We start from the raw sequence: 22,175 nt of genomic DNA, 5'->3' as shown, positions 1-22,175 counted from the left end.
TGGACGGCTTGGCCCGCATTGGGTAAGCCGCAGGGACCCAGTCCGAGGAGCCTTCCGCATGTCCGCCCATGGCGATCCGATCCCGATGACCGCGCGCAGATCCGGCCCGCTGCGGGGCGAGGCCGTGGTGCCCGGCGACAAGTCGATCAGCCACCGTGCGCTGATCCTGGGCGCGCTGGCGGTCGGCGAGACCCGGATCTCGGGGCTGCTCGAGGGGCAGGACGTGCTGGATACCGCGAAAGCGATGCGGGCCTTCGGGGCCGAGGTCACCCATGAGGCTCCCGGCGACTGGACCGTGCAGGGCGTGGGCGTGGGCGGCTTTGCCGAACCCGCCGATGTGATCGACTGCGGCAATTCGGGCACCGGGGTGCGGCTGATCATGGGGGCGATGGCGACTTCGCCCGTGAGTGCCACCTTTACCGGCGATGCCTCGCTGAGAAAGCGGCCGATGGGGCGGGTGACAGATCCCCTGGCGCTGTTTGGAACGCGCGCCTTCGGGCGACAGGGCGGGCGGCTGCCGATGACGCTGATCGGCGCGGCCGATCCGGTCCCGGTCCGCTATGTCGTGCCGGTGCCGTCGGCGCAGGTGAAATCGGCCGTGCTGCTGGCCGGGCTGAATGCGCCGGGCGAAACCGTGGTGATCGAGCGCGAGGCGACGCGCGACCATACCGAGCGGATGCTGGCGGGTTTCGGCGCGACGCTTCGGATCGAAGAGGCGCCGGAGGGCCGGGCCATCGTGCTGACGGGCCAGCCCGAGCTGGTGCCCCAGACGATCGCGGTGCCGCGCGACCCGAGTTCGGCGGCCTTCCCGGTGGCGGCCGCGCTGATCGTCGAGGGCTCGGACGTGCTGGTGCCGGGGATCGGGCTGAACCCGACCCGGGCGGGGCTTTTTACCACGCTGCGCGAGATGGGCGCCGATCTGGTCTATGAAAACGAACGCGATGAGGGGGGCGAGCCGGTCGCCGATCTGCGCGCGCGGTTCTCACCCGCAATGACCGGGATCGAGGTGCCGCCCGAGCGCGCGCCCTCGATGATCGACGAATACCCGATCCTGGCGGTGGTCGCGGCCTTTGCCAGCGGCCCGACGATGATGCGCGGGATCGGCGAATTGCGGGTCAAGGAAAGCGACCGGATCGCGGCGATGGCCGCCGGGCTTCGGGCCTGCGGCGCCGAGGTCGAGGAGGGCGAGGACTGGATGATCGTCCATGGCCTGGGCGCGGGCGGGCTGCCCGGGGGGGCGGCCTGCGCCACCCATCTCGATCACCGGATCGCGATGTCCTTCCTCTGCGCGGGGCTGGCGGCGCAAAAGCCGGTCTCGGTCGACGATGCCGGGCCGATCGCAACCTCTTTCCCGATCTTCGAGGGGCTCATGACGGCGCTCGGCGCCGAATTCGACAGGGGCGACGCATGAGCGTGACCGGCGGGTGCCTGTGCGGCGCGGTCCGCTACCGGATCGACGGGCCTCTGAGTCCGGTCGTCGCCTGCCATTGCAGCCAGTGCCGCAAGGCAAGCGGCCACCATGTCGCCTCGGCCTCGGCCCCGCGCGACAGCATCGCCGTCGCGGGCGAGCTGCGCTGGTTCGCCTCGTCGGCGAGGGCGCGGCGGGGCTTCTGCCCGGTCTGCGGGTCTAACCTGTTCTGGGACGGGCAGGGCCCCGACATGGCGATCCATGCTGGCAGCTTCGACGGCGATCCGGGCGTCCGGCTGGTGGCCCATATCTTCTGCGCCGACAAGGGGGCCTATTACGAGATCGCGGACGGGCTGCCGCAGGCCTCGGCGGGGCGGTCCGGTCTGCCGGAGGACATCGCATGAGCTTTACGGTGGCCATCGACGGTCCGGCGGCAGCGGGCAAGGGGACGATCAGCCGCGCGGTCGCCGCGCATTTCGGCTTTGCCCATCTCGATACCGGGTTGCTGTACCGGGCGGTGGGCGCGCGGATGCTGGACGGGCTCGACCCGGTCGAGGCGGCGCGGACGCTGGATCCCGAGGCGCTGGAGCGTGGCGATCTGCGTGCCCCCGAGGTGGCCCAAGCCGCCAGCAAGGTCGCGGCGATCCCCGAGGTCCGCGCGGCGCTGGTCGATTTCCAGCGCGCCTTCGCGATGCGCGCGGGCGGCGCGGTGCTCGACGGGCGCGACATCGGCACGGTGATCTGCCCCGAGGCAGCGGCGAAGCTGTTCGTTACCGCCTCGGATACCGTCCGGGCCGGGCGGCGGTTCCGCGAATTGTCGGACAAGGGCGTCGAGACCAGCCTCGAGGACGTCCTGGCCGAGATGCGCGAACGCGATGCCCGGGACAGCGCGCGCGCCGCGGCCCCGCTGCGCCCTGCTGCAGATGCGGTGATCCTCGACACCTCGCGCCTGACGATCGACGAGGCGGTGGCGGCGGCAATCGAGACCATCCGGACCCGGCAGCCGGACTGAGCCGGTCCGGGCCGTCGGTCAGACGCTGTGGCGGATCGGCCTCGGTTGGCGTGGCTCTGCGCCAAAAGGCTTGCCGATTCGGCCGATCCGTGCGATGGAGCCGCGGTCCGAAACACGCAAGCAACAGGGGGCGTGACATGCAGATCACCTATCGCGCGTCCTTCTGGCGATTCGGCTCCCTTGTCGGCACTGGCGTATCGCAGCGAACTTATTCGCACCGATGATCCGGTCGGCCTGACCCGTCAGGCCTGAGCCCGCACCCTCCGACCATCCGCTGTCCAGATCCCGGCCGCGCTGCGCGTGCTTTCGTCCGGACTCCCTTTTCATCACGACACCATTCAATGGGCGTCCCCGCAGGGGGAGGCCTGCGGAGACAAATCATGAACATCCTCGCAGACCGGCGGGCGGGCCGGATCGAACCGCCGATACCCATCGCGATCGTCATCGAGCAGCACGGCGCCTGGAGCGTGCTGTTTGCGGCGATCGCCGCAATCTTCGACGGGCGCGGCCGTCCGGGCGATGCCCGGCTGGGACGGCTCGACAACCACCTGCGGCGCGACATCGGCCTGCCGCCGCTGCCGCCCCGTCGGTCCGAACCGCCGCGCTGGATGTGAGGGCGGGATCGGGGCGACCAACTGCCGGTCCCCGCCCGGATGGAGTCGGGCGGGGGCTGCCCCCTTGCGGGATGGGCAAAAACCCTATATTAGAGCGCCCGTCGAAAAAGGCGAAAACGCCGGTGGCGAAGGCGAGCAGGGGTCGGACGTTCTCCGGCCCTCTTTGTTATACGGAACGGCGCCCGCACTGACCAATCCAAGACCGGCGGAGACAACCGCCCGGCCAGAAAACAGATCGTAAAGGAAACCTGAGACCACATGGCTCAAAGCGCATCCATGGAGGACTTCGAAGCCCTCCTCAACGAAAGCTTCGAAATCGACACGCCGTCCGAAGGCAGCGTTGTCCGCGGCAAGATCATCGCCATCGAGGCGGGTCAGGCCATCATCGACGTCGGTTACAAGATGGAAGGCCGCGTCGATCTGAAGGAATTCTCCAATCCGGGCGAGGCCCCCGAAATCGCTGTCGGCGACGAGGTCGAGGTCTACCTGGATCGCGTCGAAAACGCCCGGGGCGAAGCCGTCATCAGCCGTGACAAGGCCCGCCGCGAAGAAGCCTGGGACCGTCTGGAAAAAGCCTATGCCGAGGATTCCCGCGTCGAAGGCGCGATCTTCGGTCGCGTCAAGGGCGGCTTCACGGTCGATCTGGGCGGCGCCGTGGCGTTCCTGCCCGGCAGCCAGGTCGATGTGCGTCCGGTGCGCGATGCCGGCCCGCTGATGGGTCTGAAACAGCCGTTCCAGATCCTGAAGATGGACCGCCGCCGCGGCAATATCGTGGTCTCGCGCCGCGCGATCCTTGAAGAGTCCCGTGCCGAGCAGCGCGCCGAAATCATCGGCAAGCTCAACGAGGGCGATGCCGTTGACGGCGTGGTCAAGAACATCACCGAATACGGCGCCTTCGTCGATCTCGGCGGTGTCGACGGCCTGCTGCACGTCACCGACATGGCCTGGCGCCGGGTCAACCACCCGTCGGAAATCCTGTCGATCGGCGAGACCGTCAAGGTTCAGGTCATCAAGATCAACAAGGAAACCCACCGTATCAGCCTCGGCATGAAACAGCTGCAGGCCGACCCGTGGGATTCGGTCGAGCGGAAATTCCCGCTGGGCACCGTCCACAAGGGCCGCGTGACCAACATCACCGACTACGGCGCCTTCGTCGAGCTGGAGCCCGGTGTCGAGGGTCTGGTCCACGTCTCGGAAATGTCCTGGACCAAGAAGAACGTCCATCCCGGCAAGATCGTCTCGACCTCGCAGGAAGTCGACGTCATGGTGCTCGAGATCGACACCGCCAAGCGCCGCGTGTCGCTGGGCCTGAAACAGACCATGCGCAACCCGTGGGAGGTCTTCTCGGAGACCCACCCGATCGGCACCGAGGTCGAGGGCGAGGTCAAGAACATCACCGAATTCGGTCTGTTCATCGGTCTCGACAACGACATCGACGGCATGGTTCACCTCTCCGATCTCAGCTGGGACCAGCGCGGCGAAGAGGCGATCCAGGACTACCGCAAGGGCGACATGGTGCGTGCCGTGGTCACCGAGGTGGATACCGACAAGGAGCGCATCTCGCTGTCGGTCAAGGCGCTTGAAGGCGACCCCTTTGCCGAAGCCGTTGGCGGCGTGAAGCGCGGCTCGATCATCACCGTCACCGTGACGGCGATCGAGGATGGCGGCATCGAGGTGGAATACGAAGGCATGAAATCCTTCATCCGCCGCTCGGATCTGTCGCGTGACCGGTCCGAACAGCGCCCCGAGCGCTTCCAGGTGGGCGACCATGTCGACGTCCGCGTGACCAACATCGACACCAAGACCCGCCGTCTGGGCCTGTCGATCAAGGCGCGCGAGATTGCCGAAGAGAAGGAAGCCGTCGAACAGTATGGCAGCTCGGATTCGGGCGCCTCGCTGGGCGACATTCTGGGCGCCGCGCTGAAAGGCGAAGATCGCTGATCGCGACCAAGTGCTGAACGGGAACGGCTCCGCAACCTTTGCGGAGCCGTTCTTTTTTGCGAATCGCAGGCGCCGAGTCGCGGCTTTTGCCCGGGCGTCATCCGTGCTTGGCGAAGTCAATTCCGGATTGGCAGCCCCCGCTTTGCAACCTTGAGGTGTTTCAGGGGCTTTCACCCGTCTTTTCAATGGGTTTCTGTTTCGCAGCCGCGCATTTCGCGGCTATAGTCCGCAAGCCTCAGCTGCGCATAATCGGCAATGGCCTTGACCTAGGGACAGACATCAAATGATCCGTTCGGAATTGATCCAGAAAATTGCAGAAGAGAACCCGCATCTTTATCAGCGGGATGTCGAGAGAATTGTGAATACCATCTTCGAAGAGATCATCTCGGCCATGGCACGGGGAGATCGGGTGGAGTTGCGCGGTTTCGGCGCGTTTTCGGTCAAGCAGCGCGACTCGCGCACCGGGCGCAATCCGCGCACCGGCGAGTCGGTGCAGGTCGACGAGAAATGCGTGCCTTTCTTCAAGACCGGCAAGCTGCTACGTGATCGGCTGAACGGAAAATAACAACCGAGTCTCCGCTATGCGCCTGATCCGCTACCTGTTTCTCGTCCTTCTCGCCATCTGCCTCGTGGTCGTGGCGACCGCCAATCTCGACCCGGTCTCGGTGACGCTGTTGCCCGGCGAACTGGCCACCTATTCGGGGGTCCAGTTTACCGCGGAGGTCCCGCTTTACGTGGTGGGCTTCGGCGGCATGCTGCTGGGCCTCTTGATCGGCTTTTTCTGGGAGTGGCTGCGCGAAAGCAAGCACCGCACGGACGCGTCGCGGCGGCGGCGCGAGGCCGCCCGGATGCAGCGCGAGCTTGACCGGCTTCAGGCCGAAAAGCGCCGCAACGACGGGCATGACGACGTGCTGGCCCTGATCGAGAAGGGCAGCAGCACCCGCTAGGGGCCGGCCATGTCTGACAGTATCCGGGTCAAGATCTGCGGGCTGACCTCGCCCGCCGCCATCGAGGCCGCGGCGCGGCTGGGTGCGTCCTATATGGGCTTCGTCTTCTTCCCCCGCTCGCCCCGTCATCTGGAGATCGAGACGGCGTGCACGCTGGCCATGGCGGTACCGCCGGGTCTTGCCAAGGTCGCGCTGACCGTCGATGCCGACGACGCGGCGCTCGAGGCGCTGCTCGACCGGGTGCCGATCGACATGCTGCAACTGCACGGGCAGGAAAGCCCCGACCGGGTGGCCGAGCTGCGCGCCCGGTTCGGGCTGCCGGTGATGAAGGCGGTCGGTGTGGCGGACGAGGCCGATTTGCCCGCCCTGGCCGATCATGCCCGGGTCGCCGACCAGATCCTCGTCGATGCCAAGCCGCCGAAGGATGCGGCCCTGCCGGGCGGCAACGGGCTGGCCTTCGACTGGCGGCTGATCGCCGGACGGCGCTGGCCGGTGCCCTGGATGCTGGCGGGCGGGCTCACGCCCGGCAATGTCGCCGAGGCCATCGCGCTGACCGGCGCGCGGCAGGTCGATGTCTCGTCGGGGGTCGAATCGGCGCCCGGGGTCAAGGACGAGGCCCTGATGGGCCGGTTCATCGCCGCCGCGGGCGGCAAGGAGAAGACATGAAGGGACTTCTGGGACTGATCGCGGTTTTGGCGGTGGCCGGGCTGGCGCTGGCCTTCACCAAGCCGACCGAGGCCGATTTCGAGGCCGCGCTCGAGACGCAGTTGCTGGACCGGATCGACCGGGCCGAGCCCGACATGCAAAGCAATCCGGCCAGCGCCGTTTTGCTGGCGACCTGCAAGCTTGGCCGCACCCAATGCGCCGAGCTGATCCGGTCGATGATCTCGCTCGACTATCGGGACAAGGTGCTGTTCGCGGTGGCCGACGTGTCGCTGGGCGGGCGCGAGGGCGGGGTCTGTTACGGCGCCGCGACGCGGATCTTCTGCCGCGAGACCGGAAACGGGGCCGCAAACGGGCGCTGACCCCTTGCCGCGCGCGGTCCGCGCCAGTAGGCAAGGGCGACTGACCCGCGCGGGAGGCTCCCATGCCCGATGACATCCTGAATTCCTACAAGACCGGCCCCGACGAGAACGGCCGGTTCGGCATCTTCGGCGGCCGCTTCGTCTCCGAGACGCTGATGCCGCTGATCCTGGAGCTCGAGGCGCAATACGAGCACGCCAAGACCGATGACAGCTTCTGGGCCGAGATGGACTTTCTCTGGAAGCACTATGTCGGCCGCCCCTCGCCCCTGTATTTCGCTGAGAGGCTGACCGAGCGGCTGGGCGGGGCCAAGGTCTATTTCAAGCGCGACGAGCTGAACCATACCGGCGCGCACAAGATCAACAACGTGCTGGGCCAGATCATCCTCGCCCGCCGCATGGGCAAGACCCGGATCATCGCCGAGACGGGCGCCGGGCAGCACGGCGTCGCGACCGCGACGGTCTGCGCCAAGTTCGGTCTGAAATGCGTAGTCTACATGGGCGCGACCGATGTCGAACGGCAAAAGCCGAACGTCTTCCGCATGCGCCTCTTGGGCGCCGAGGTGGTGCCGGTCACCTCGGGCCGCGGCACACTGAAGGACGCGATGAACGACGCGCTCCGGGACTGGGTGACCAATGTCCGCGACACGTTCTATTGCATCGGCACGGTGGCGGGGCCGCATCCCTATCCGGCCATGGTGCGCGACTTCCAGTCGATCATCGGCACCGAGGCCAAGGCGCAGATGCTGGAGGCCGAGGGCCGTCTGCCCGACACCATCATCGCGGCCATCGGCGGCGGGTCGAATGCCATGGGACTGTTCTATCCCTTCCTCGACGATGCCTCGGTCCGGATCATCGGGGTCGAGGCCGGGGGCCATGGTGTCGACGAGAAGATGGAACATTGCGCCTCGCTGACTGGCGGGCGTCCGGGCGTGCTGCATGGCAACCGGACCTATCTGTTGCAGGACGAGGACGGGCAGATCCTCGAAGGCCATTCGATCTCGGCCGGGCTCGACTATCCGGGCATCGGGCCGGAACATGCCTGGCTGCACGATATCGGGCGGGCCGAATATGTTTCGGTCACCGACCGCGAGGCGCTGGCCGCGTTCCAGCTGTCCTGCGAGACCGAGGGCATCATTCCCGCGCTGGAGCCCAGCCACGCGCTGGCCCATGTGATGAAGATCGCGCCCGGGCTGCCGGCCGATCACCTGATCTGCATGAACATGTGCGGAAGGGGAGACAAGGACATCTTTGCCGTGGCGCGCCATCTGGGCTTCGGCATGGATGAGGCCTGACAAGAGGCGCTGGTCGCGCCCCGCACGGACCGTTTCGGCGCCGTGTCGTTCGGGACCCGAATGTCAGCCTTCGTCGGCGTGCAGCGTCAGCACCTCGAGCGGCACCACCTCCAGCGCGGCGCGATGGGTGGCGGTCAGCTTGACCCGCGGCGCGCAGCCCTCGTCATGGGCCTGCAGGAAGCGCGCGGCGCACAGGCACCAGCAGTCGCCCGGGGTCAGGCCCGGAAAGCCGAATTCGGGGCGCGGCGTGGTCAGGTCGTTGCCGACATATTTGGAATAGGCGAGGAATTCGGCGGTCATCACCGCGCAGACCGTATGGCTGCCGGTATCCTCGGGGCCGGTGTCGCAACAGCCGTTGCGATAGAACCCGGTCAGCGGCACGGCCGAACAGGGGTCGAGCCGACCGCCCAGGACGTTCAGCGAGGGAGCCTTGCGGTCTGTCATATCCGTCCTTCCCTGTCGTCGGGTGTCTCTGCCGCGGTCCAGCGGACCCAGCGGCCGTGGAAATCGGCGCGGCCGACGGTGCGCGGGGGGCCGCCGGGCCAGAGCGTGATCCGAAGCGCCGCGCCGTCGCCGCCATCGGCCTCCATCTCGACCCGGGCCAGCGGCGCGGTCTCGGTGGCCCGGGCGCCGGCTTCGGCGATCAGCCGGTCGCCCTCGGCGCGCGCCTCTTCGGGCAGGTACTGCCAGGCCACGGTGTGAAAGATCATGTGCAGCGCGCCGGGGGACGGGTCAGCCAGCCGCCGGGCCAGCCAGGGCAGGGCATCCTCGCGGTCGACCGGGGCAGGGGGCTCGGCCAGGGCCGCATCGGTCAGGCGCCGCCGGTCGGGCTGGTCGGGCCAGAGATAGGCCCGGAGCCGCAGCGCGCCCTCGGGCGTGCTGCCCTCGATCGGGTTCAGATCGACGCCGCGCCGGTCGATCACCCGGGGCGTGGCCTGCGGAGGGACGGGGCCCTGCCAGTCAGGGGCAAGGCGCAGCCGGGCATCGGCCGGTCCATAGGACCCCTCGGGCAGATCCAGCGCGTAGCGGTCCCAGTTCAGGTTCAGCCCGGCGCTGGCGCCGATCTCGGACAGCACCAGCGGCAACCCCGTCGCCGCCGTCAGCCAGTGCCCCGCCGCGATCAGCACCGCCGAGCGGCGCACCTCGTTGGTCTGGGGCGGGCTGTCGAGCCAGCGCATCAGTTGGGCCTCATGGGTCGTGAAGGCGGCCTCGATCTCTGCCCAGAGGCCGTCCGGGTCGGGATCTTCGGGCGGGTAAAGCGCCGCCAGACCGGACGCCGCGCCCGACAGCACCAGCCCGTGCAGCGCACCCGCGAGCCTTAGCGGCACCGACTGTCCGCCCGCGCCAAGCGCGCCCTTCCAGCCCAGCAGCCGGTCCGCGACAGCGCCGCCGGGCCGCAACCGCTCGGCCGCAAGCCGCAGAAGCCCGGCGGTGAAGGGCGATCCCAGCCGCGCGCAGGCCGCGGCCTGATCGGTGCAGGCGGCCCGCAGGTCCATCTAGCGGAACCGGTCGGCGAGTTTTTGCAGCGCCGAGCGCGGGTCCTCTGCCGGCTCGGGCGGCGGGGCGGCGGATTTCGGCGCCGGTGCGGGGGCTTCGGCCGGGGGGCCGTTCCGCGCGGGCGCAACCCGCAGCGCCACTGCGTTGAGAAATTTCGCGCCCTCGCCCCGCGCCAGATCGGCGGCACCGTCCGAGAGGCCGCGCAGCAGATCGTCCAGCCAGTCGCGGTCGGCCTTGGCGAAATCGGACAGCACATAGCCCGAAACCCGGTCCTTGTGCCCCGGATGGCCGATGCCCAGCCGCACGCGCTGGTAATCCGGCCCCAGATGCTGGTGGATCGAGCGCAGCCCGTTATGGCCCGCATGCCCGCCGCCCGACTTCAACCGGCATTTGCCCGGGGCGAGGTCCAGCTCGTCATGAAACACGGTCACATCGGCGGGGGTAAGCTTGTAGAACTGCACCGCCGCCTGCACCGCGTCGCCCGACAGGTTCATGTAGGTTTCGGGCTTGAGCAGGATCACCTTCTCGGGGCCCAGCCGCCCCTCGGCGGTCTGGCCCTTGAACTTGGCCCGCCAGGGCGAGAAGTGATGGTCGTCGGCGATCCGGTCGACCGCCATGAAGCCGATATTGTGCCGGTTGCCCGCATATTGCGCGCCCGGATTCCCGAGGCCCACGAAGAGACGCATTCGTGATCTCCTGCCGCTTGCTCTTTTGTCCTTGATGCCCTGAACTGCGGCAAAAGGCCAGAACCGGCCGGATCGGGAACGAGGAGGCGACCCATGTATCTGACGATGAACCGTTTCAAGGTGAGGCCGGGCTGTGAAGAGGCGTTCGAGGAGGTCTGGAAGACCCGCGACAGCCATCTGAAGACGGTGCCGGGGTTCGTCGGGTTTCACCTGCTGAAGGGTCCCGACAAGGAGACCTACCGGCTTTACGCCTCGCATACCTTCTGGGAGAGCGAGGCCGCCTTTGCGGCCTTGACGAAATCCGAGGCCTTCCGCGCGGCGCATAAGGGCGCCAAGGGGCCGTCCGACATGTATCTGGAGCCGCCCGAACTGGAGATCTTCGAATCGGTCCAGGCCCTGAGCTAGACCGGCCCCACCGGGGGGCCCCGCAGTGCTGCGGGGGCCACCGATCTTCTCGAATAGTCTTCGGACTCAGGCTTGTAGAGGGGGCGCGGGCATCGCGGGCGCGCCCCAAACCGCGCGCGTTGCTCCGGGGCCGGGGGGGAAACCCTTTGGCAACGCCCCCGTGCCTACCCTGTCTGTCAAGCCCCATGGCTGGGGTCGATCCAGACGGCGAGGCATTCCCATGCGTGACCCGGTCCGAGTTCTCTTCCTGTGGTTTCCCCTGCACAGCCTGATCGTACTGATGACGGTCCTTGGCGGGGTCGGCGATGCGCGGGCCGTGCCGCTTGCGATGGACCCGCAGTTCGAGGCTGCCGTGACGGGTGACTGGGGCGCCGATCCTGCCACGCTGACGGACGGGGTGGCGACGGCGCGGCTGCAGGCGGGCATCCTTTGTGCGGCCTGGGCGCGCGACATGATCGGCCAGCACTGGCGCCGCCTCGATCATGAGGATGGCCCCGGCACCTGGTCGGCGGATCGCCAGACGCTGTGGTTTCAGCTGGGCTGGATCGACGAATTCGAGCGGCGCTATCTTCGCCCCCGGATCGATGCCGAAAGCCAGCAGGCCCTGCAGGCCGCCTGGTGGCCCGGGGGCGTCTCGACCCCTGCAGGCAGTTCCGAGGCGGGGCAGATTCACCGGCTTTGCCTGCGCCTGCCGGGGCTGTTCGGGTCGATCGACCCCGATGCCCCGCCGGGCGACCCTGCGATGCTGCGCTAGCCGTCAAAGGAAAACGGGGCCCAGCGGGCCCCGTTCGTCGAAAGCTTGCGGCGATCCGCCAGCGGCAGCCGATTATTCCTCGACCGCCTCTTCCTCGTTATCCGCCGAGCGCAGGCCCGACGGGGCCGAGATGTTGGCGATCACGAAGTCGCGGCCGGTGATGGTCGGCGTGGTGCCTTCGGGCAGCGCAATGTCCGAGATGTGGACAATGTCCCCGATGTTCAGCGCCGAGACGTCGACCGTCAGTTTCTCCGGGATGTCGCCGGCGGTGACCACCAGTTCGACCTCGGGACGGACCACGGTCAGAACACCGCCGCGCTTGAGGCCCGGGGATTTCTCTTCGCCCACGAACTCGACCGGGATGAAGAGGTTGATCCGCGAGGTGCGGCGCAGCCGCATCAGGTCCACATGGGTCGGCAGGTCCTTGACCACGTCGCGCTGAACGCCGCGGCAGATCACCCGCACGTCTTCCTGACCGTCGACCTTCAGGTTGAACAGCGTCGAGAGGAAGCGGCCCGCCTTCAGGCGCTTCAGCAGCTCGTTGTACTTGAGGTTGATCGGAAGCGGCTCGGCGCCGCCGCCATAGACGATACCGGGGACGAGGTTCTCACGGCGTGCTTGACGAGCGGCCCCCTTGCCTGTCCCCGTCCGTACCGTGGCGTTAAGATCAGGGATCTCACCAGCCATTGGTCTATTCTCCTAAGGTTGTGGGCATCCTCCAAGGGTGTATGCCCGATGAAGCCGTGCCCATAGCCGAGCCGGGGCCGGATTGAAAGGGGGAAAATGGGCCGCTCAGGCCCAAGTCAGGCCTCGTTCAGACCCAGTCGCCCTCGAAATCCCTCGGCACCAGCAGGATGTCGCGGTCGAGCCCGGCGATGGTCTTGCGACCGCACAGCGCCATGGTGGTGTCGAGCTCCTTGTGGATCACCTCCAGCGCCCGGGTCACGCCCACCTCGCCCATCGCGCCCAGCCCGTAGATGAAAGCGCGGCCGATATAGGTGCCCTTGGCCCCCAGCGCGACCGCCTTCAGCACGTCCTGCCCGGACCGGATGCCGCCATCGACATGCACCTCGATCTGGTCGCCCACGGCCCGCAGGATCGAGGGCAGCGCGCGGATCGAGCTGAGTGCGCCGTCGAGCTGCCGCCCGCCATGGTTCGACACGACGATGGCATCGGCCCCGACATCGAGCGCGCGGCGTGCGTCCTCGGCATCGAGAATTCCCTTGAGGATCAGCTTGCCGCCCCAGTCGTCTTTCAGCTTCTTCACCTGCGACCAGTCGAGCCGCGGGTCGAAATTGCCGGCCGTCCAGTCGACCAGCGACGAGGCGTCGGTGACGCCCTTGGCGTGCCCGATGATGTTGCCGAAGAAGCGGCGTTTCGTTTGCAGCATCTCAAGCCCCCAGCCCCATTTGGTGGCCAGGTTCGCCATGGTCGGGAGGGTCATCTTGGGCGGGGCCGACAGGCCGTTCTTAAGATCCTTGTGGCGCTGGCCGAGGATCTGCAGATCGAGCGTCAACACCAGCGCCGAGCAGTTCGCGGCCCTGGCCCGCTCGATCAGGTTGGCGAGGTAGTCCTGGTCGCGCATCACGTAAAGCTGGAACCAGAACGGCTTTTCGGTATGGGCCGCGACGTCCTCGATGGAACAGATCGACATGGTCGACAGGGTAAAAGGCACGCCGAATTTTTCGGCGGCGCGGGCGGCCTTGATCTCGCCATCGGCGGCCTGCATGCCGGTCAGCCCGACCGGCGCCAGGGCCACCGGCATCGCCACATCCTGCCCGATCATCCGCGTGGCGGTCGAGCGGCCCTCCATGTCGACCGCGACCCGCTGGCGCAGCCGGATCTTCGCGAAATCCGAACTGTTGTCGCGGAAGGTCTGTTCGGTCCAGCTGCCCGTCTCGCAGTAGTCGTAGAACATCTTGGGTACGCGGCGTCTGTAAATCCGGTGCAGGTCTTCGATCGTGGTGATGACGGGCATTGCCTTCCCTCGCTTTGGTAAGCTGCCATTACCAATCGCCGGGGGGCGCCGCAACGGCGAAGGGCGGTTTTCAGGCCGCTGCCGGGCGGGCGGCGATCAGGCGGTTGACCAGATGGGTGAAGACCGCCGCGCCGAGGATCGGGATGACGAGGTTCACCAAGGGCAGGCTCAGCGGCACCGCCATCAGCAGCCCGGCCAGGAAGATCGTCGCGCCATGGCGGCTGCGCAGCTCGCGCGCGCCCTGACGGCCGAGCCGCCGCATCGCCGCCATCTGGAAATATTCTCGCCCCAGAAGGAACCCGTTCACCGCCCAGAAAAGGAACGGCGCGAACGGTCCGACGAAGAAGTAAAGCACCAGCGCCACGAGGTTGACCGCCAGCACGACGCCAAGAAAGCCAAGACTGTCGCGGATCTGGTCGAAGACCGGGATTGGGGCGACCGGCGGCAGGGTCGGATAGTGCCGCGCCTCGACCGCCTCGGCCACGTCGTCAAGGAAGATACCCGTGAAGGCCGAGGCCACCGGCACCATCAGGAACACCGACATCACGATCATCAGCAGGAACGAGGCGCCCGACAGGATCTCGTCGACCCAATTGACCTCGCCGATCCAGGGCAGTGTAAAGCTGTCGGGGACGAGCCAGCCGATCAGGAAGAAGATCGCGGCATAGATCGCGGCCAGCAGCAGCACCGACAGGCCGACGCCCAGAAACAGCACCCGGCGGAACGCCCGGTCGCCGATCTGGCCCAGCGTCTTGAGAAAGGCGGTCAGGATCATTCGGATACCCATTCGGTGATTGCGGTGATGTCGGGGCGCGGCCGGTCGGGCGGTGCCGCCGTTTCGGTGCCGATATGGACGATCCCCGCGACGGTTTCGGTCTCGGCCAGCCCCAGACCCTCGGCCAGGAAGCCGCGGTCATGGGCGGGCCAGCCGGTCAGCCAGTTGGCGCCCCAGCCCGAGGCAAGCGCGGCATTCAGCAGCGCCAGGCACACGGCGCCGGCGGAATGGATCTGCTCGATCTCGGGCACCTTGGACGAGGGTTTCGGCGCCGAGACGACGACCACGGCCAGCGGGCTTTGCGCATAGGCCGAGGCGGCCTTGGCGATGGCCTCCTCGGGCTGGCCAAGGGCGGCTCCCCGCGTCCGGACCAGCGCTTCGAGCCGGGTCAGCGCGGGCTTTTCCAGCACGATGAAGCGCCAGGGTTCAAGCTTGCCGTGATCGGGGCTGCGGGCGGCGGCGGTCAGGATCGGGATCAGCGCGTCGCGGGTCGGGCCGGGTTCGGCCAGGGTCTTGGCGGGGCGCGACCGGCGGGTCAGCAGGAAGTCGAGCACCTCGGGGCGCGGGTCGGGCATGGGCCACCTCCTCTTTACGCCTATATGGCGGCGGTCGGGGGCGGGGTTCAAGCCCGGCTTGACGCGCCGCCGTGGCCGGGGCAGCAAGGCGGGCATGACCGATCTGACCCATCTGGCGGTGCCCGGCACCGAAATCGCGGTGCGGGTGACGCCCCGCGCCTCGCGCGACCGGATTCTGGCCGAGGAGGGGCAGATCAGGGTCTACGTCACCGTGGTTCCCGAGGACGGCAAGGCCAATGCCGCGGTGACGAAGCTTCTGGCCAAGGCGCTGGGCATTCCGAAATCCCGGCTGGACCTGGTGCGCGGCCAGACCGCCCGCGACAAGCTTTTCCGGGTTCTCTAGCAGAGGGCGCCGCGCCCGATCCTGCCGGGGCTGCCCTGACCGGGATTGCGCGCTCCGGCCGACAGGACAGACCTGCTGGCGCCGTCGGGGGCCGGTATCCTGGGCTCAGGCGCCTGAGGGGCCGCCATCCCGGTGATGACCGGGATCGTGCATAGGGGAAGCGACAATGCCCGGGCCGCCGAAGCGCGGCACATCAGGCGGGCAGGGCCTCCCCTCTGCCCCGACGCGATCCCGGCAGGCACGCCGCCGGAATCATTCACTTTTCCGATCCTAGGCGGCGTTCGACGAGCGGAACGGCACGACCGAGCCGGCCGCCGGATATCCGTCATTGGCGGTGCGGAAAATCGACACCTGCGCCGCAAGCTCGCGCGCCTCCGATGCCAGACCCTGGCTGGCCGCGGTCGCCTGTTCGACCATCGCCGCGTTTTGCTGGGTCACGGTGTCGAGTTGACCGACTCCGGTGTTGATCTCGTTCAGCGTGATCGCCTGTTCCGAGGCGCCTGTTGCGATTTGCGAGATATGTTCGCGCATGCCGGACATGGCGTCGATGATCCGGGTCAGTTCGCTGCCGGCATTGTTCACCAGGCCGACCCCGAGCTTGACGTTTTCGGTGCTTTCCCGAACCAGCACGCTGATTTCCCCCGAGGCCTCGCCCGAGCGCTGGGCCAGGGCCCGCACCTCGGAGGCGACCACGGCAAAGCCGCGCCCGGCTTCGCCCGCGCGGGCGGCCTCGACCCCGGCATTCAGCGCCAGAAGATTGGTCTGGAAGGCGATATCCTTCATCACCGTGAGGATCTGCGAGATCTTCTTGGACGAGCCGTCGATCCGGGCCATCGCCTCGACCGCGTCGCTGACGACCCGCCCGCCGCTTTCGGCCGTGGCCATGGCGCGGTCGGCCGACTGTTCGACATCCTTGATGGCGCTGGCCGCGCTCCGGACCGTTGCCGTCAGTTCGTCGATGGCGGCGGCGGTTTCTTCCAGCGTGGCGGCCTGGGTTTCGGTCCGCCGCGACAGGTCGGACGAGGCCTGGCCGACTTCCTGAGCGGTCCGTTCGACGATGCTGGAGACGTCCTTGACGGTGGCGATGGTGGTGGAAAGCTGACCGACGGCGCTGTTATAGGCATCGGCCAGCGCGGCGATGTCCGGCAGGCTCGATCCCGGCACGCGGTGCGAAAGATCGCCCGACTGAAGCCGTTCCAGCCCCTTGGCGATTTCGTCGATGCCATCATGGCGCTCGGTGATGTCGGTCGCGATCTTGATCACCCGGGTGGTGTGGCCGTTCTCGTCGAGGCAGGGGGCATAGGTCGCCTGGATCCAGATGATCGAACCGTTCTTCCGGACCCGCGGGAACTGGTCGGTGAAGGATTGACCGTTGCCCAGCCCGTCCCAGAAGGCCTTGTAGGCCGGTGTCTTGACATGGTCGGGGTCCACGAACATCGAATGGTGACGCCCGGCGATCTCGGCCTCGGTATAGCCGAGCGCGTTGAGAAAGTTCGCATTGGCGGTGATGATCGTGCCGTCCGGCCTGAACTGGATCGTCGCCTGCGTGCGGTCGATCACCGCGAAGAATGCCTTCGCCAGATCGGCTTCATCCTTCGCCGCGCTGTTTCGCTTTGACCGGCCGAACATCGTGAACCTCCTCCAAACGCATAGGTTGACAGAGGGCTTAAGCCGGAAGCGTTTCTTTTTCTATAATGATTATAGTTTGTAGTTAAATGGTATATAGAAACTCCCTTTGAATTCAGTGGCATGTGCCCAGGGCTTAGTCGTCATTATGGCTAACGCACACCGCACCGGCGCGCAACCTGACCACGTGGTCCGCGGCCCTTGGGCCGCGTGCTGTGGGTGTGAGGCAGGCCGACGGTCTAGCCGCGGCCGCGCCAGAACAGTTCGCGCCCGAAGGAATAGAGCACGCCCGAGCTGAACAGCACCAGCAGCACGCCCACCACCTTCAGCAATCCGGCGATCCAGGACAGGACCGGCCAGGCCGGCAGGGTGTAGCCCACGATCGCCAGCCCGAGGCCCGCTAGGCCCAGCACGGCGAAGTCCCGCGCCATCGCGGCGGGGGTTTCCCAGCCCAGCGTATCGAGCATGGTCAGTCGCGGGGGCCGCTCGTCCTCGCGGTCGAGCGCGGGGTCGCGGAGCGCGGGCAGCTGGACCGGCCGGTCCTGCAGGTCGGTCGCGGATGCAGCCACGACCGGGGTGGCGGCGGGCGCGGTCTCGCGGCGGGTGCGTCGCGGCAGGGCGCTCTTCCAGCGATCCGCGCGGTCCGGGTTGCGCAGGTACAGCACACAGCCCCCGACCACGGCCAGCACCACAAGACAGACCGCCGTGAAGGTCGGACCGATCAGCAGTCCGCACAGCACGACAAGATAGAGCGCCAGCAAAAAGAGCGCGATCCGGCCTCCCTGGCCGATGAGCTTCCGTAGGGACGGCATGTTGCACCTCTCTGACTGATAGCTAGCTGGGGTTTCGGACTGGATATGGGGCGATGCAAGCGGAAATGTCAGTGGCGGTTTGCCGCGTGCAGGTCCAGCCCGAAAATTCACGGGGACAAAGTCGCCCGCCGGGGCGGGGGGGCGGGGACGGGGCCATGCCCGGCCGGAGGGGGTGTTTTTCCTTTCGCCATCACCCGGGAATGACGCAACAGGGGTTGAGACGCCCCGAAAGCGGTGCATGTCATAGCGCGCCGCAGACAGCCTTGCCGCGACCGATCCGGTCTTCGGTCCGGTCTTCGATCCGGGGGCGAAAAGGGACGAGCCCGGCCGTTCTGAGGCCAGTGAGACGAGAACGAGGGAGCGCGGGTGACAGAGCGCATGACAAGCCGGCCCGATCCGGCCCCGCGCAGGAAACTGGCGCGCACGGGCCGCCTGTTGCTGACCGCGGCCTTCATCGGTATCGCGGTCTGGCTGCTGCGCGAAGCCACGCGCCAGATCGAGTTCTCCGAGATCACCGATGGCTTGCAGGCCGTGACGCGGCCGCAGATCGCGCTTGCGGTGCTGGGAACGCTCGTCAGTTTCGTCTTTATCGGGGCGCTCGATCTGCTGTGCCTTAAAGAGATCGCTCCGGGTCGGGTGCCGGGGCGGGTGTCGGTGGCCACCGGGGCGGCGGCGACGGCGGTCTCGAACCTGCTGGGCGCCGCCTATGTGACCGGCGTCGGGGTGCGCTACCGGGTCTATTCTGTCTTCGGTCTGGGCGCCTCGCAGGTGGCGGTGCTGTTTGCCCATAACAGTCTCGCCTATTCGCTTGGGGCGCTGGTGCTTTATGGCGCGGTCCTTGCCGTGCATCCGGCCAGTATCGAGGGCGTTCTGCCGCTTTCGCCGCTGCTGCAGACGGTGATCGGTCTGTCGCTGCTGGCGCTGACGGCGCTGATCTGGGGGGCGATCCGCCTCCGCGCGGGCCGGCCGGTCCGGGTTTTCGGGCGGCGCATTCCGATGCCCGGCTTCGGCACGGCGGTGGCGCTGACCGGCGCGGTGGTGTTCGATCTGGTCGCGTCGGGGCTGGTGCTGCACGTGCTTTACCCGCCCGACCTGTCCATCGGCTTTCTCGAATTCCTGGCGGTTTTCGGCATTGCCATCAGTCTGGGGATTCTCAGCCATTCGCCGGGCGGCCTTGGCGTTTTCGAGGCCACGATCCTGACCGCGACCGGGGCGCATGGCCGGGCCGATGCGCTGGCCGCGCTGATCCTTTATCGCGCGGTCTATACGCTTTTGCCGTTCCTGGCGGCCCTTGTCGCGGCCGGGGTGTTCGAGCTGCGCACCAACCGCGCCGCGCTGGCCCGGACCGCGCGGCGGGCCGGCGCGCGCCTCCGGCCCGCCGCCCCCGCCATCGCGGCGGGTCTTGCCTTCGCGGCTGGCGGCGGTCTGCTGCTGTCGGGGCTTCTGGAACCCCTTGGACCCGAGATCGCCGTGTCGCCGGAACTGAGGGCGCTGGCGCAGCTGCTGGCCATGGGCCTCGGTCTGGTGTTGCTGGCGCTGGCCGGGGCGCTGGCGTTGCGGCTCCGAAGGGCACCGGCGCTGACCCCGGCGGCGCTGGCCGCAGGCAGCATGGCGGTTCTGGCCGAGGGGCGTCCGGTCGAGGCGGCGCTGCTGCTTGGCCTCGTCGCCGGGCCGTTCTGGCTGCTGCGCCGGCTGCTTTAGGCCGTCGGTCGGGCCGCTTCGGGCAAGCGCGCAACTGGACAGCCAGCATAACGGCCCATGGCAGGGACCCGTGATGTCGCCTGTCAAGAGCCGCTGGCCGCTCTTCCGGCCCCCGAAAGCACGTCCGCTGTGCGCAATGGAACAAGAGTTGCCATTGAAGCGGGTTTCGGTTCGCGAAATACAGAGACCCGAAGCCATTCCCCCTCAGGAGCTCCCCCATGTCCAACAAGACGCTCGACCTGCTGTCCAAGCGCCGAACGCAATACGCCCTTGGCAAGACCCTTCCGATCCCGGCCGATGCGGTCGAAGAGCTGATCAAGACCGCGATCCGCCACGCGCCCTCCTCGTTCAACTCGCAAAGCTCGCGGGCGGTCATCCTGTTCGGGGCCGAAAGCGAGAAGGCCTGGTCGCTGATCGAGGCCGAACTGCGCAAGATCGTTCCCGAAGACGCCTTCGCGCCGACCGCCGCCAAGATGGCCGGATTTGCCGCTGGCGCCGGCACGGTGCTGTTCTACGAGGATCAGGATACGATCCGCGGCCTGCAGGAGCAGTTCCCGCTTTATGCCGACGCGTTCCCGGGGTTTGCGAACCATTCCGCCGGGATGGCGCAGCTGGCGGTCTGGACCGCTCTGGCCGAAGAAGGCATCGGCGCGAGCCTTCAGCACTACAATCCGGTGGCCGATGCCGCGCTGGCCGAGGCCTATGGCGTGCCCTCCAGCTGGAAGCTGATCGCGCAGATGCCCTTCGGGTCCCATGCGGGCGAGATCGGTCCCAAGACCTTCATCGAGGATGACAGCCGCTTCATCACCCTCGGCAAGTAACCCGGCCGGGCGGTCCTGTCCGGCAAGGCGCGGCGGTCCCGACGGGGCCGCCGTTTTGGCGTCAGGCGCCGCGCCGTTCGGTCAGGCGTCTTCGGGCGGTCCGAAAAGTGCGGTTCCGGGATAGTGCAGGGTATTGTGGAACAGGGCCGGGCTGTCGGCCCGATTGCGATAGCCATGTGCCCGGTCGGCCGGAAAGCGCAGCCCGTCGCCCGCCTGGCATGTCTTCCAGATGTCGTCCAGCAGCACCTCGACCTGGCCTTCCGTGACGAAGATGTCCTCGACCACGCCGGTATCATGCGCGGCCGACAGGTGGACCTGCCCCGGGTCGAGCGTCACCAGAAAGGTTTCGGACCCGAAGACCGGGTCGAAGGGAAAGATCGTGCGCATGGCGATGCTGCCCTCGAAGCGCATGGGCCGGGCCGCGGCGGGCGTGAAGCTGCCCGTGGTCTGCACCAGATCCTCGATCAGCGCCGTCAGGGGCAGCTGGAAGCCGCGCGCCAGCTTCCAGAGCGTGGCGATGGTGGGGCTCGATTCGCCGCGTTCGATCTGGCCCAGCATGGCCTTGCTGACGCCGGTCAGGTCGGCGGCCTGCGCCAGGCTCAGCCCCGCCCGGGCGCGGGCGGCCCTGAGATTGATCCGGATCTTCGTCTCTGTCATCCCTGTCGCGGCTCTTGTGCGCTATAGCGTCCGACCGTTATAACGGCCGAACCCGGGCCTCCTCCGTCACAGTCCTAGCCCCGGGGCACAGGAAAGGCACGAGCGGAATGATTTTCGGGCTGAAAATCTCGCATCTGGTCGCGGGCTTCATTGCGGTCCTGTTGGGCTATACCAGCAGCGTCGCGATCATCTTTCAGGCCATTGACGTGCTGGGGGCCAGCCAGGCCCAGGCCAACAGCTGGATGCTGGCGCTGGGGCTCGGGATGGGGGCCAGCGGCCTGATCCTGTCGCTGCGCTACCGGATGCCGATCCTGACCGCCTGGTCGACGCCGGGCGCAGCGCTGCTGGTGATCAGCCTCGACGGCGTGCCGATGAACGAGGCCATCGGTGCCTTTGTCTTCTGCGGGCTGCTGCTGACGCTGACCGGGCTGACCGGCTGGTTCGAGAGGCTGTCGCATCTGATCCCCGATGCCATCGGCAATGCGATGCTGGCGGGCATCCTTTTCCAGTTCGGGCTGGGCATCTTCGCCTCGACAGAGGACAACCTGCCGCTGGTCGCGGTCATGGGCGCGGTCTATCTGGCCGGGCGGCGCCTTTTCCCGCGCTTTGCGATCCCCGCGGTGCTGCTGGCGGGCTGCCTCTTCTGTGCCGTGACCGGCGCCTTCGACAGCGGCGCGGCGGTCGATCTGTCGCTGGCGCGCCCGGCCTTCGTGATGCCCGCGCTGTCGCTGCCGGTGCTGATTGGGGTCGGGCTGCCGCTTTTCATCGTCACCATGGCCTCGCAGAACACGCCCGGCATCGTGACCCTCAAGGCCGCGGGCTACGCGCCGCCGGTCTCGGCCTGCGTGACGGTGACCGGGCTGACGACCTTGCTGCTGGCGCCCTTCGGGGGCTATGCGTTCAACCTGGCGGCCATCACGGCGGCGATCTGTGCGGGGCCGGAGGCGGACGAAGACCCCGACACCCGTTACCGCGCGGTGGTGGTGGCGGGGCTGCTTTACTGCCTCGTGGGGTTGATGGGGGCGGCGGTGATCAGCCTTTTCCTGATCGCGCCGAAGGCGCTGGTGGTCACCGTGGCCGGGCTTGCGCTTCTGAACACCATCGGCACCAGCCTGCATGCGGCGCTGGCCGCGCCCGAGCGGCGCGAGGCGGCGCTGGTGACCTTCATGACCACTGTGTCGGGGATCGGCTTTCTGGGCATCGGCGCGCCCTTCTGGGCGCTCTTGCTGGGCATCGGCACCGGGGCCGTGCTGGCGCCGCGCCGATCCCGCGCAGCGGCGCCGGACCGGCGCCCGGCCTGAGCGCG

Annotated in this window: 26 protein-coding genes; 16 read left to right on the top strand and 10 right to left on the bottom strand. The window is 67.8% G+C overall.

Features of this window, described 5'->3' with window-relative positions; all coding sequences use genetic code 11:
- The first annotated feature begins 58 nt into the window (after window positions 1-58).
- The 10 genes from aroA to trpB all read left to right on the top strand — a co-directional run bounded on the left by aroA (window position 59) and on the right by trpB (window position 8,239).
- Entirely contained in the window at window positions 59-1,411 is a 1,353-nt protein-coding gene (gene aroA, locus DSD19_RS19115; RefSeq protein ID WP_113670764.1) for a 3-phosphoshikimate 1-carboxyvinyltransferase, read from the top strand.
- The gene (locus DSD19_RS19110; protein WP_113670763.1) at window positions 1,408-1,812 is read left to right on the top strand and encodes a GFA family protein; all 405 of its coding nucleotides are present in this window, start codon (window positions 1,408-1,410) and stop codon (window positions 1,810-1,812) included. Before aroA ends, DSD19_RS19110 begins: the two co-directional genes overlap by 4 nt.
- Window positions 1,809-2,420 (top strand): d(CMP) kinase, encoded by a 612-nt coding sequence (locus DSD19_RS19105; RefSeq protein ID WP_075786780.1) that lies wholly within the window; start codon window positions 1,809-1,811, stop codon window positions 2,418-2,420. Before DSD19_RS19110 ends, DSD19_RS19105 begins: the two co-directional genes overlap by 4 nt.
- Before the next feature lie 380 nt (window positions 2,421-2,800).
- Window positions 2,801-3,034, top strand: coding sequence for a hypothetical protein (locus DSD19_RS19100; protein ID WP_113670762.1), 234 nt, complete (start codon window positions 2,801-2,803; stop codon window positions 3,032-3,034).
- Window positions 3,035-3,292: 258 nt separating this feature from the next.
- Complete coding sequence (rpsA, locus tag DSD19_RS19095; protein WP_075786778.1) at window positions 3,293-4,975, top strand: 30S ribosomal protein S1; 1,683 nt, start codon at window positions 3,293-3,295, stop codon at window positions 4,973-4,975.
- Between the two features lie 283 nt (window positions 4,976-5,258).
- A complete protein-coding gene (gene ihfB / locus DSD19_RS19090; protein ID WP_075786777.1) occupies window positions 5,259-5,540 on the top strand; it encodes an integration host factor subunit beta in 282 nt (93 codons plus the stop codon).
- Between the two features lie 16 nt (window positions 5,541-5,556).
- Window positions 5,557-5,922 (top strand): lipopolysaccharide assembly protein LapA domain-containing protein, encoded by a 366-nt coding sequence (locus DSD19_RS19085; protein ID WP_075786776.1) that lies wholly within the window; start codon window positions 5,557-5,559, stop codon window positions 5,920-5,922.
- Window positions 5,923-5,931: 9 nt separating this feature from the next.
- Window positions 5,932-6,588: a phosphoribosylanthranilate isomerase gene (locus tag DSD19_RS19080; RefSeq protein ID WP_113670761.1), complete on the top strand. Its 657-nt coding sequence runs from the start codon at window positions 5,932-5,934 to the stop codon at window positions 6,586-6,588.
- On the top strand, window positions 6,585-6,947 hold the full coding sequence (locus tag DSD19_RS19075) for a hypothetical protein (protein ID WP_075786774.1): 363 nt from the start codon (window positions 6,585-6,587) through the stop codon (window positions 6,945-6,947). The genes DSD19_RS19080 and DSD19_RS19075 overlap by 4 nt, the downstream gene beginning before the upstream one ends.
- 62 nt (window positions 6,948-7,009) lie before the next feature.
- The gene (trpB, locus tag DSD19_RS19070) at window positions 7,010-8,239 is read left to right on the top strand and encodes a tryptophan synthase subunit beta (RefSeq protein WP_075786773.1); all 1,230 of its coding nucleotides are present in this window, start codon (window positions 7,010-7,012) and stop codon (window positions 8,237-8,239) included.
- Window positions 8,240-8,302: 63 nt separating this feature from the next.
- Here trpB and DSD19_RS19065 read toward each other — a convergent pair whose 3' ends face one another.
- The 3 genes from DSD19_RS19065 to pth are packed head-to-tail and all read right to left on the bottom strand — an operon-like array spanning window position 8,303 to window position 10,422.
- On the bottom strand, window positions 8,303-8,683 hold the full coding sequence (locus DSD19_RS19065) for a DUF2237 family protein (protein WP_113670760.1): 381 nt from the start codon (window positions 8,681-8,683) through the stop codon (window positions 8,303-8,305).
- The gene (locus tag DSD19_RS19060) at window positions 8,680-9,735 is read right to left on the bottom strand and encodes a DUF2332 domain-containing protein (protein WP_113670759.1); all 1,056 of its coding nucleotides are present in this window, start codon (window positions 9,733-9,735) and stop codon (window positions 8,680-8,682) included. The genes DSD19_RS19065 and DSD19_RS19060 overlap by 4 nt, the downstream gene beginning before the upstream one ends.
- Window positions 9,736-10,422 carry an aminoacyl-tRNA hydrolase gene (pth, locus tag DSD19_RS19055; protein WP_113670758.1) on the bottom strand — a complete coding sequence of 229 codons (687 nt, stop codon included), beginning with the start codon at window positions 10,420-10,422 and terminating at the stop codon, window positions 9,736-9,738.
- 93 nt (window positions 10,423-10,515) lie between these two features.
- Here pth and DSD19_RS19050 point away from each other — a divergent pair, with 93 nt between their 5' ends.
- Window positions 10,516-10,827, top strand: coding sequence for an antibiotic biosynthesis monooxygenase (locus DSD19_RS19050; RefSeq protein WP_113670757.1), 312 nt, complete (start codon window positions 10,516-10,518; stop codon window positions 10,825-10,827).
- A 220-nt stretch (window positions 10,828-11,047) separates the two neighbouring features.
- Window positions 11,048-11,581 carry a hypothetical protein gene (locus DSD19_RS19045; RefSeq protein WP_133260476.1) on the top strand — a complete coding sequence of 178 codons (534 nt, stop codon included), beginning with the start codon at window positions 11,048-11,050 and terminating at the stop codon, window positions 11,579-11,581.
- A gap of 72 nt (window positions 11,582-11,653) precedes the next feature.
- Here the strand turns inward: DSD19_RS19045 and DSD19_RS19040 are convergent, their stop codons facing one another.
- The 4 genes from DSD19_RS19040 to DSD19_RS19025 all read right to left on the bottom strand — a co-directional run bounded on the left by DSD19_RS19040 (window position 11,654) and on the right by DSD19_RS19025 (window position 14,909).
- Window positions 11,654-12,268, bottom strand: coding sequence for a 50S ribosomal protein L25/general stress protein Ctc (locus DSD19_RS19040; RefSeq protein ID WP_113670755.1), 615 nt, complete (start codon window positions 12,266-12,268; stop codon window positions 11,654-11,656).
- A 127-nt stretch (window positions 12,269-12,395) separates the two neighbouring features.
- Window positions 12,396-13,559 (bottom strand): alpha-hydroxy acid oxidase, encoded by a 1,164-nt coding sequence (locus DSD19_RS19035; RefSeq protein ID WP_113670754.1) that lies wholly within the window; start codon window positions 13,557-13,559, stop codon window positions 12,396-12,398.
- A 70-nt stretch (window positions 13,560-13,629) separates the two neighbouring features.
- Complete coding sequence (locus DSD19_RS19030; RefSeq protein WP_243628122.1) at window positions 13,630-14,346, bottom strand: EI24 domain-containing protein; 717 nt, start codon at window positions 14,344-14,346, stop codon at window positions 13,630-13,632.
- Window positions 14,331-14,909 carry a nitroreductase family protein gene (locus DSD19_RS19025; RefSeq protein WP_113670752.1) on the bottom strand — a complete coding sequence of 193 codons (579 nt, stop codon included), beginning with the start codon at window positions 14,907-14,909 and terminating at the stop codon, window positions 14,331-14,333. The genes DSD19_RS19030 and DSD19_RS19025 overlap by 16 nt, the downstream gene beginning before the upstream one ends.
- A gap of 94 nt (window positions 14,910-15,003) precedes the next feature.
- Between DSD19_RS19025 and DSD19_RS19020 the strand changes: the two genes are divergently transcribed.
- Entirely contained in the window at window positions 15,004-15,252 is a 249-nt protein-coding gene (locus DSD19_RS19020; RefSeq protein WP_113670751.1) for a DUF167 domain-containing protein, read from the top strand.
- A gap of 270 nt (window positions 15,253-15,522) precedes the next feature.
- Here DSD19_RS19020 and DSD19_RS19015 read toward each other — a convergent pair whose 3' ends face one another.
- Window positions 15,523-16,881, bottom strand: a complete 1,359-nt coding sequence (locus DSD19_RS19015; protein ID WP_113670750.1) for a PAS domain-containing methyl-accepting chemotaxis protein — start codon at window positions 16,879-16,881, stop codon at window positions 15,523-15,525.
- Between the two features lie 236 nt (window positions 16,882-17,117).
- The gene (locus DSD19_RS19010; protein WP_113670749.1) at window positions 17,118-17,690 is read right to left on the bottom strand and encodes a hypothetical protein; all 573 of its coding nucleotides are present in this window, start codon (window positions 17,688-17,690) and stop codon (window positions 17,118-17,120) included.
- A 366-nt stretch (window positions 17,691-18,056) separates the two neighbouring features.
- Here DSD19_RS19010 and DSD19_RS19005 point away from each other — a divergent pair, with 366 nt between their 5' ends.
- Both DSD19_RS19005 and DSD19_RS19000 read left to right on the top strand, forming a co-directional pair.
- Window positions 18,057-19,391, top strand: a complete 1,335-nt coding sequence (locus tag DSD19_RS19005; RefSeq protein ID WP_133260475.1) for a YbhN family protein — start codon at window positions 18,057-18,059, stop codon at window positions 19,389-19,391.
- A 218-nt stretch (window positions 19,392-19,609) separates the two neighbouring features.
- The gene (locus tag DSD19_RS19000; protein ID WP_113670747.1) at window positions 19,610-20,212 is read left to right on the top strand and encodes a nitroreductase family protein; all 603 of its coding nucleotides are present in this window, start codon (window positions 19,610-19,612) and stop codon (window positions 20,210-20,212) included.
- 81 nt (window positions 20,213-20,293) lie between these two features.
- Here the strand turns inward: DSD19_RS19000 and DSD19_RS18995 are convergent, their stop codons facing one another.
- Window positions 20,294-20,869 carry a helix-turn-helix domain-containing protein gene (locus DSD19_RS18995; protein ID WP_113670746.1) on the bottom strand — a complete coding sequence of 192 codons (576 nt, stop codon included), beginning with the start codon at window positions 20,867-20,869 and terminating at the stop codon, window positions 20,294-20,296.
- 107 nt (window positions 20,870-20,976) lie between these two features.
- Here DSD19_RS18995 and DSD19_RS18990 point away from each other — a divergent pair, with 107 nt between their 5' ends.
- Window positions 20,977-22,170 (top strand): benzoate/H(+) symporter BenE family transporter, encoded by a 1,194-nt coding sequence (locus DSD19_RS18990; RefSeq protein ID WP_113670745.1) that lies wholly within the window; start codon window positions 20,977-20,979, stop codon window positions 22,168-22,170.
- Window positions 22,171-22,175 lie beyond the last annotated feature (5 nt).

This window comes from Rhodovulum sp. BSW8, assembly GCF_003314725.1.
Lineage (GTDB): Bacteria > Pseudomonadota > Alphaproteobacteria > Rhodobacterales > Rhodobacteraceae > Rhodovulum > Rhodovulum visakhapatnamense.
This window is presented reverse-complemented; position numbering and strand designations above follow the sequence as displayed.

Excerpts from the sequence above, each read along its gene's own strand:
- aroA (WP_113670764.1), top strand. The coding sequence starts at position 59 with ATGTCCGCCCATGGCGATCCGATCCCGATGACCGCGCGCAGATCCGGC.
- DSD19_RS19110 (WP_113670763.1), top strand. The coding sequence starts at position 1,408 with ATGAGCGTGACCGGCGGGTGCCTGTGCGGCGCGGTCCGCTACCGGATC.
- DSD19_RS19105 (WP_075786780.1), top strand. The coding sequence starts at position 1,809 with ATGAGCTTTACGGTGGCCATCGACGGTCCGGCGGCAGCGGGCAAGGGG.
- DSD19_RS19100 (WP_113670762.1), top strand. The coding sequence starts at position 2,801 with ATGAACATCCTCGCAGACCGGCGGGCGGGCCGGATCGAACCGCCGATA.
- rpsA (WP_075786778.1), top strand. The coding sequence starts at position 3,293 with ATGGCTCAAAGCGCATCCATGGAGGACTTCGAAGCCCTCCTCAACGAA.
- ihfB (WP_075786777.1), top strand. The coding sequence starts at position 5,259 with ATGATCCGTTCGGAATTGATCCAGAAAATTGCAGAAGAGAACCCGCAT.
- DSD19_RS19085 (WP_075786776.1), top strand. The coding sequence starts at position 5,557 with ATGCGCCTGATCCGCTACCTGTTTCTCGTCCTTCTCGCCATCTGCCTC.
- DSD19_RS19080 (WP_113670761.1), top strand. The coding sequence starts at position 5,932 with ATGTCTGACAGTATCCGGGTCAAGATCTGCGGGCTGACCTCGCCCGCC.
- DSD19_RS19075 (WP_075786774.1), top strand. The coding sequence starts at position 6,585 with ATGAAGGGACTTCTGGGACTGATCGCGGTTTTGGCGGTGGCCGGGCTG.
- trpB (WP_075786773.1), top strand. The coding sequence starts at position 7,010 with ATGCCCGATGACATCCTGAATTCCTACAAGACCGGCCCCGACGAGAAC.
- DSD19_RS19065 (WP_113670760.1), bottom strand. The coding sequence starts at position 8,683 with ATGACAGACCGCAAGGCTCCCTCGCTGAACGTCCTGGGCGGTCGGCTC.
- DSD19_RS19060 (WP_113670759.1), bottom strand. The coding sequence starts at position 9,735 with ATGGACCTGCGGGCCGCCTGCACCGATCAGGCCGCGGCCTGCGCGCGG.
- pth (WP_113670758.1), bottom strand. The coding sequence starts at position 10,422 with ATGCGTCTCTTCGTGGGCCTCGGGAATCCGGGCGCGCAATATGCGGGC.
- DSD19_RS19050 (WP_113670757.1), top strand. The coding sequence starts at position 10,516 with ATGTATCTGACGATGAACCGTTTCAAGGTGAGGCCGGGCTGTGAAGAG.
- DSD19_RS19045 (WP_133260476.1), top strand. The coding sequence starts at position 11,048 with ATGCGTGACCCGGTCCGAGTTCTCTTCCTGTGGTTTCCCCTGCACAGC.
- DSD19_RS19040 (WP_113670755.1), bottom strand. The coding sequence starts at position 12,268 with ATGGCTGGTGAGATCCCTGATCTTAACGCCACGGTACGGACGGGGACA.
- DSD19_RS19035 (WP_113670754.1), bottom strand. The coding sequence starts at position 13,559 with ATGCCCGTCATCACCACGATCGAAGACCTGCACCGGATTTACAGACGC.
- DSD19_RS19030 (WP_243628122.1), bottom strand. The coding sequence starts at position 14,346 with ATGGGTATCCGAATGATCCTGACCGCCTTTCTCAAGACGCTGGGCCAG.
- DSD19_RS19025 (WP_113670752.1), bottom strand. The coding sequence starts at position 14,909 with ATGCCCGACCCGCGCCCCGAGGTGCTCGACTTCCTGCTGACCCGCCGG.
- DSD19_RS19020 (WP_113670751.1), top strand. The coding sequence starts at position 15,004 with ATGACCGATCTGACCCATCTGGCGGTGCCCGGCACCGAAATCGCGGTG.
- DSD19_RS19015 (WP_113670750.1), bottom strand. The coding sequence starts at position 16,881 with ATGTTCGGCCGGTCAAAGCGAAACAGCGCGGCGAAGGATGAAGCCGAT.
- DSD19_RS19010 (WP_113670749.1), bottom strand. The coding sequence starts at position 17,690 with ATGCCGTCCCTACGGAAGCTCATCGGCCAGGGAGGCCGGATCGCGCTC.
- DSD19_RS19000 (WP_113670747.1), top strand. The coding sequence starts at position 19,610 with ATGTCCAACAAGACGCTCGACCTGCTGTCCAAGCGCCGAACGCAATAC.
- DSD19_RS18995 (WP_113670746.1), bottom strand. The coding sequence starts at position 20,869 with ATGACAGAGACGAAGATCCGGATCAATCTCAGGGCCGCCCGCGCCCGG.
- DSD19_RS18990 (WP_113670745.1), top strand. The coding sequence starts at position 20,977 with ATGATTTTCGGGCTGAAAATCTCGCATCTGGTCGCGGGCTTCATTGCG.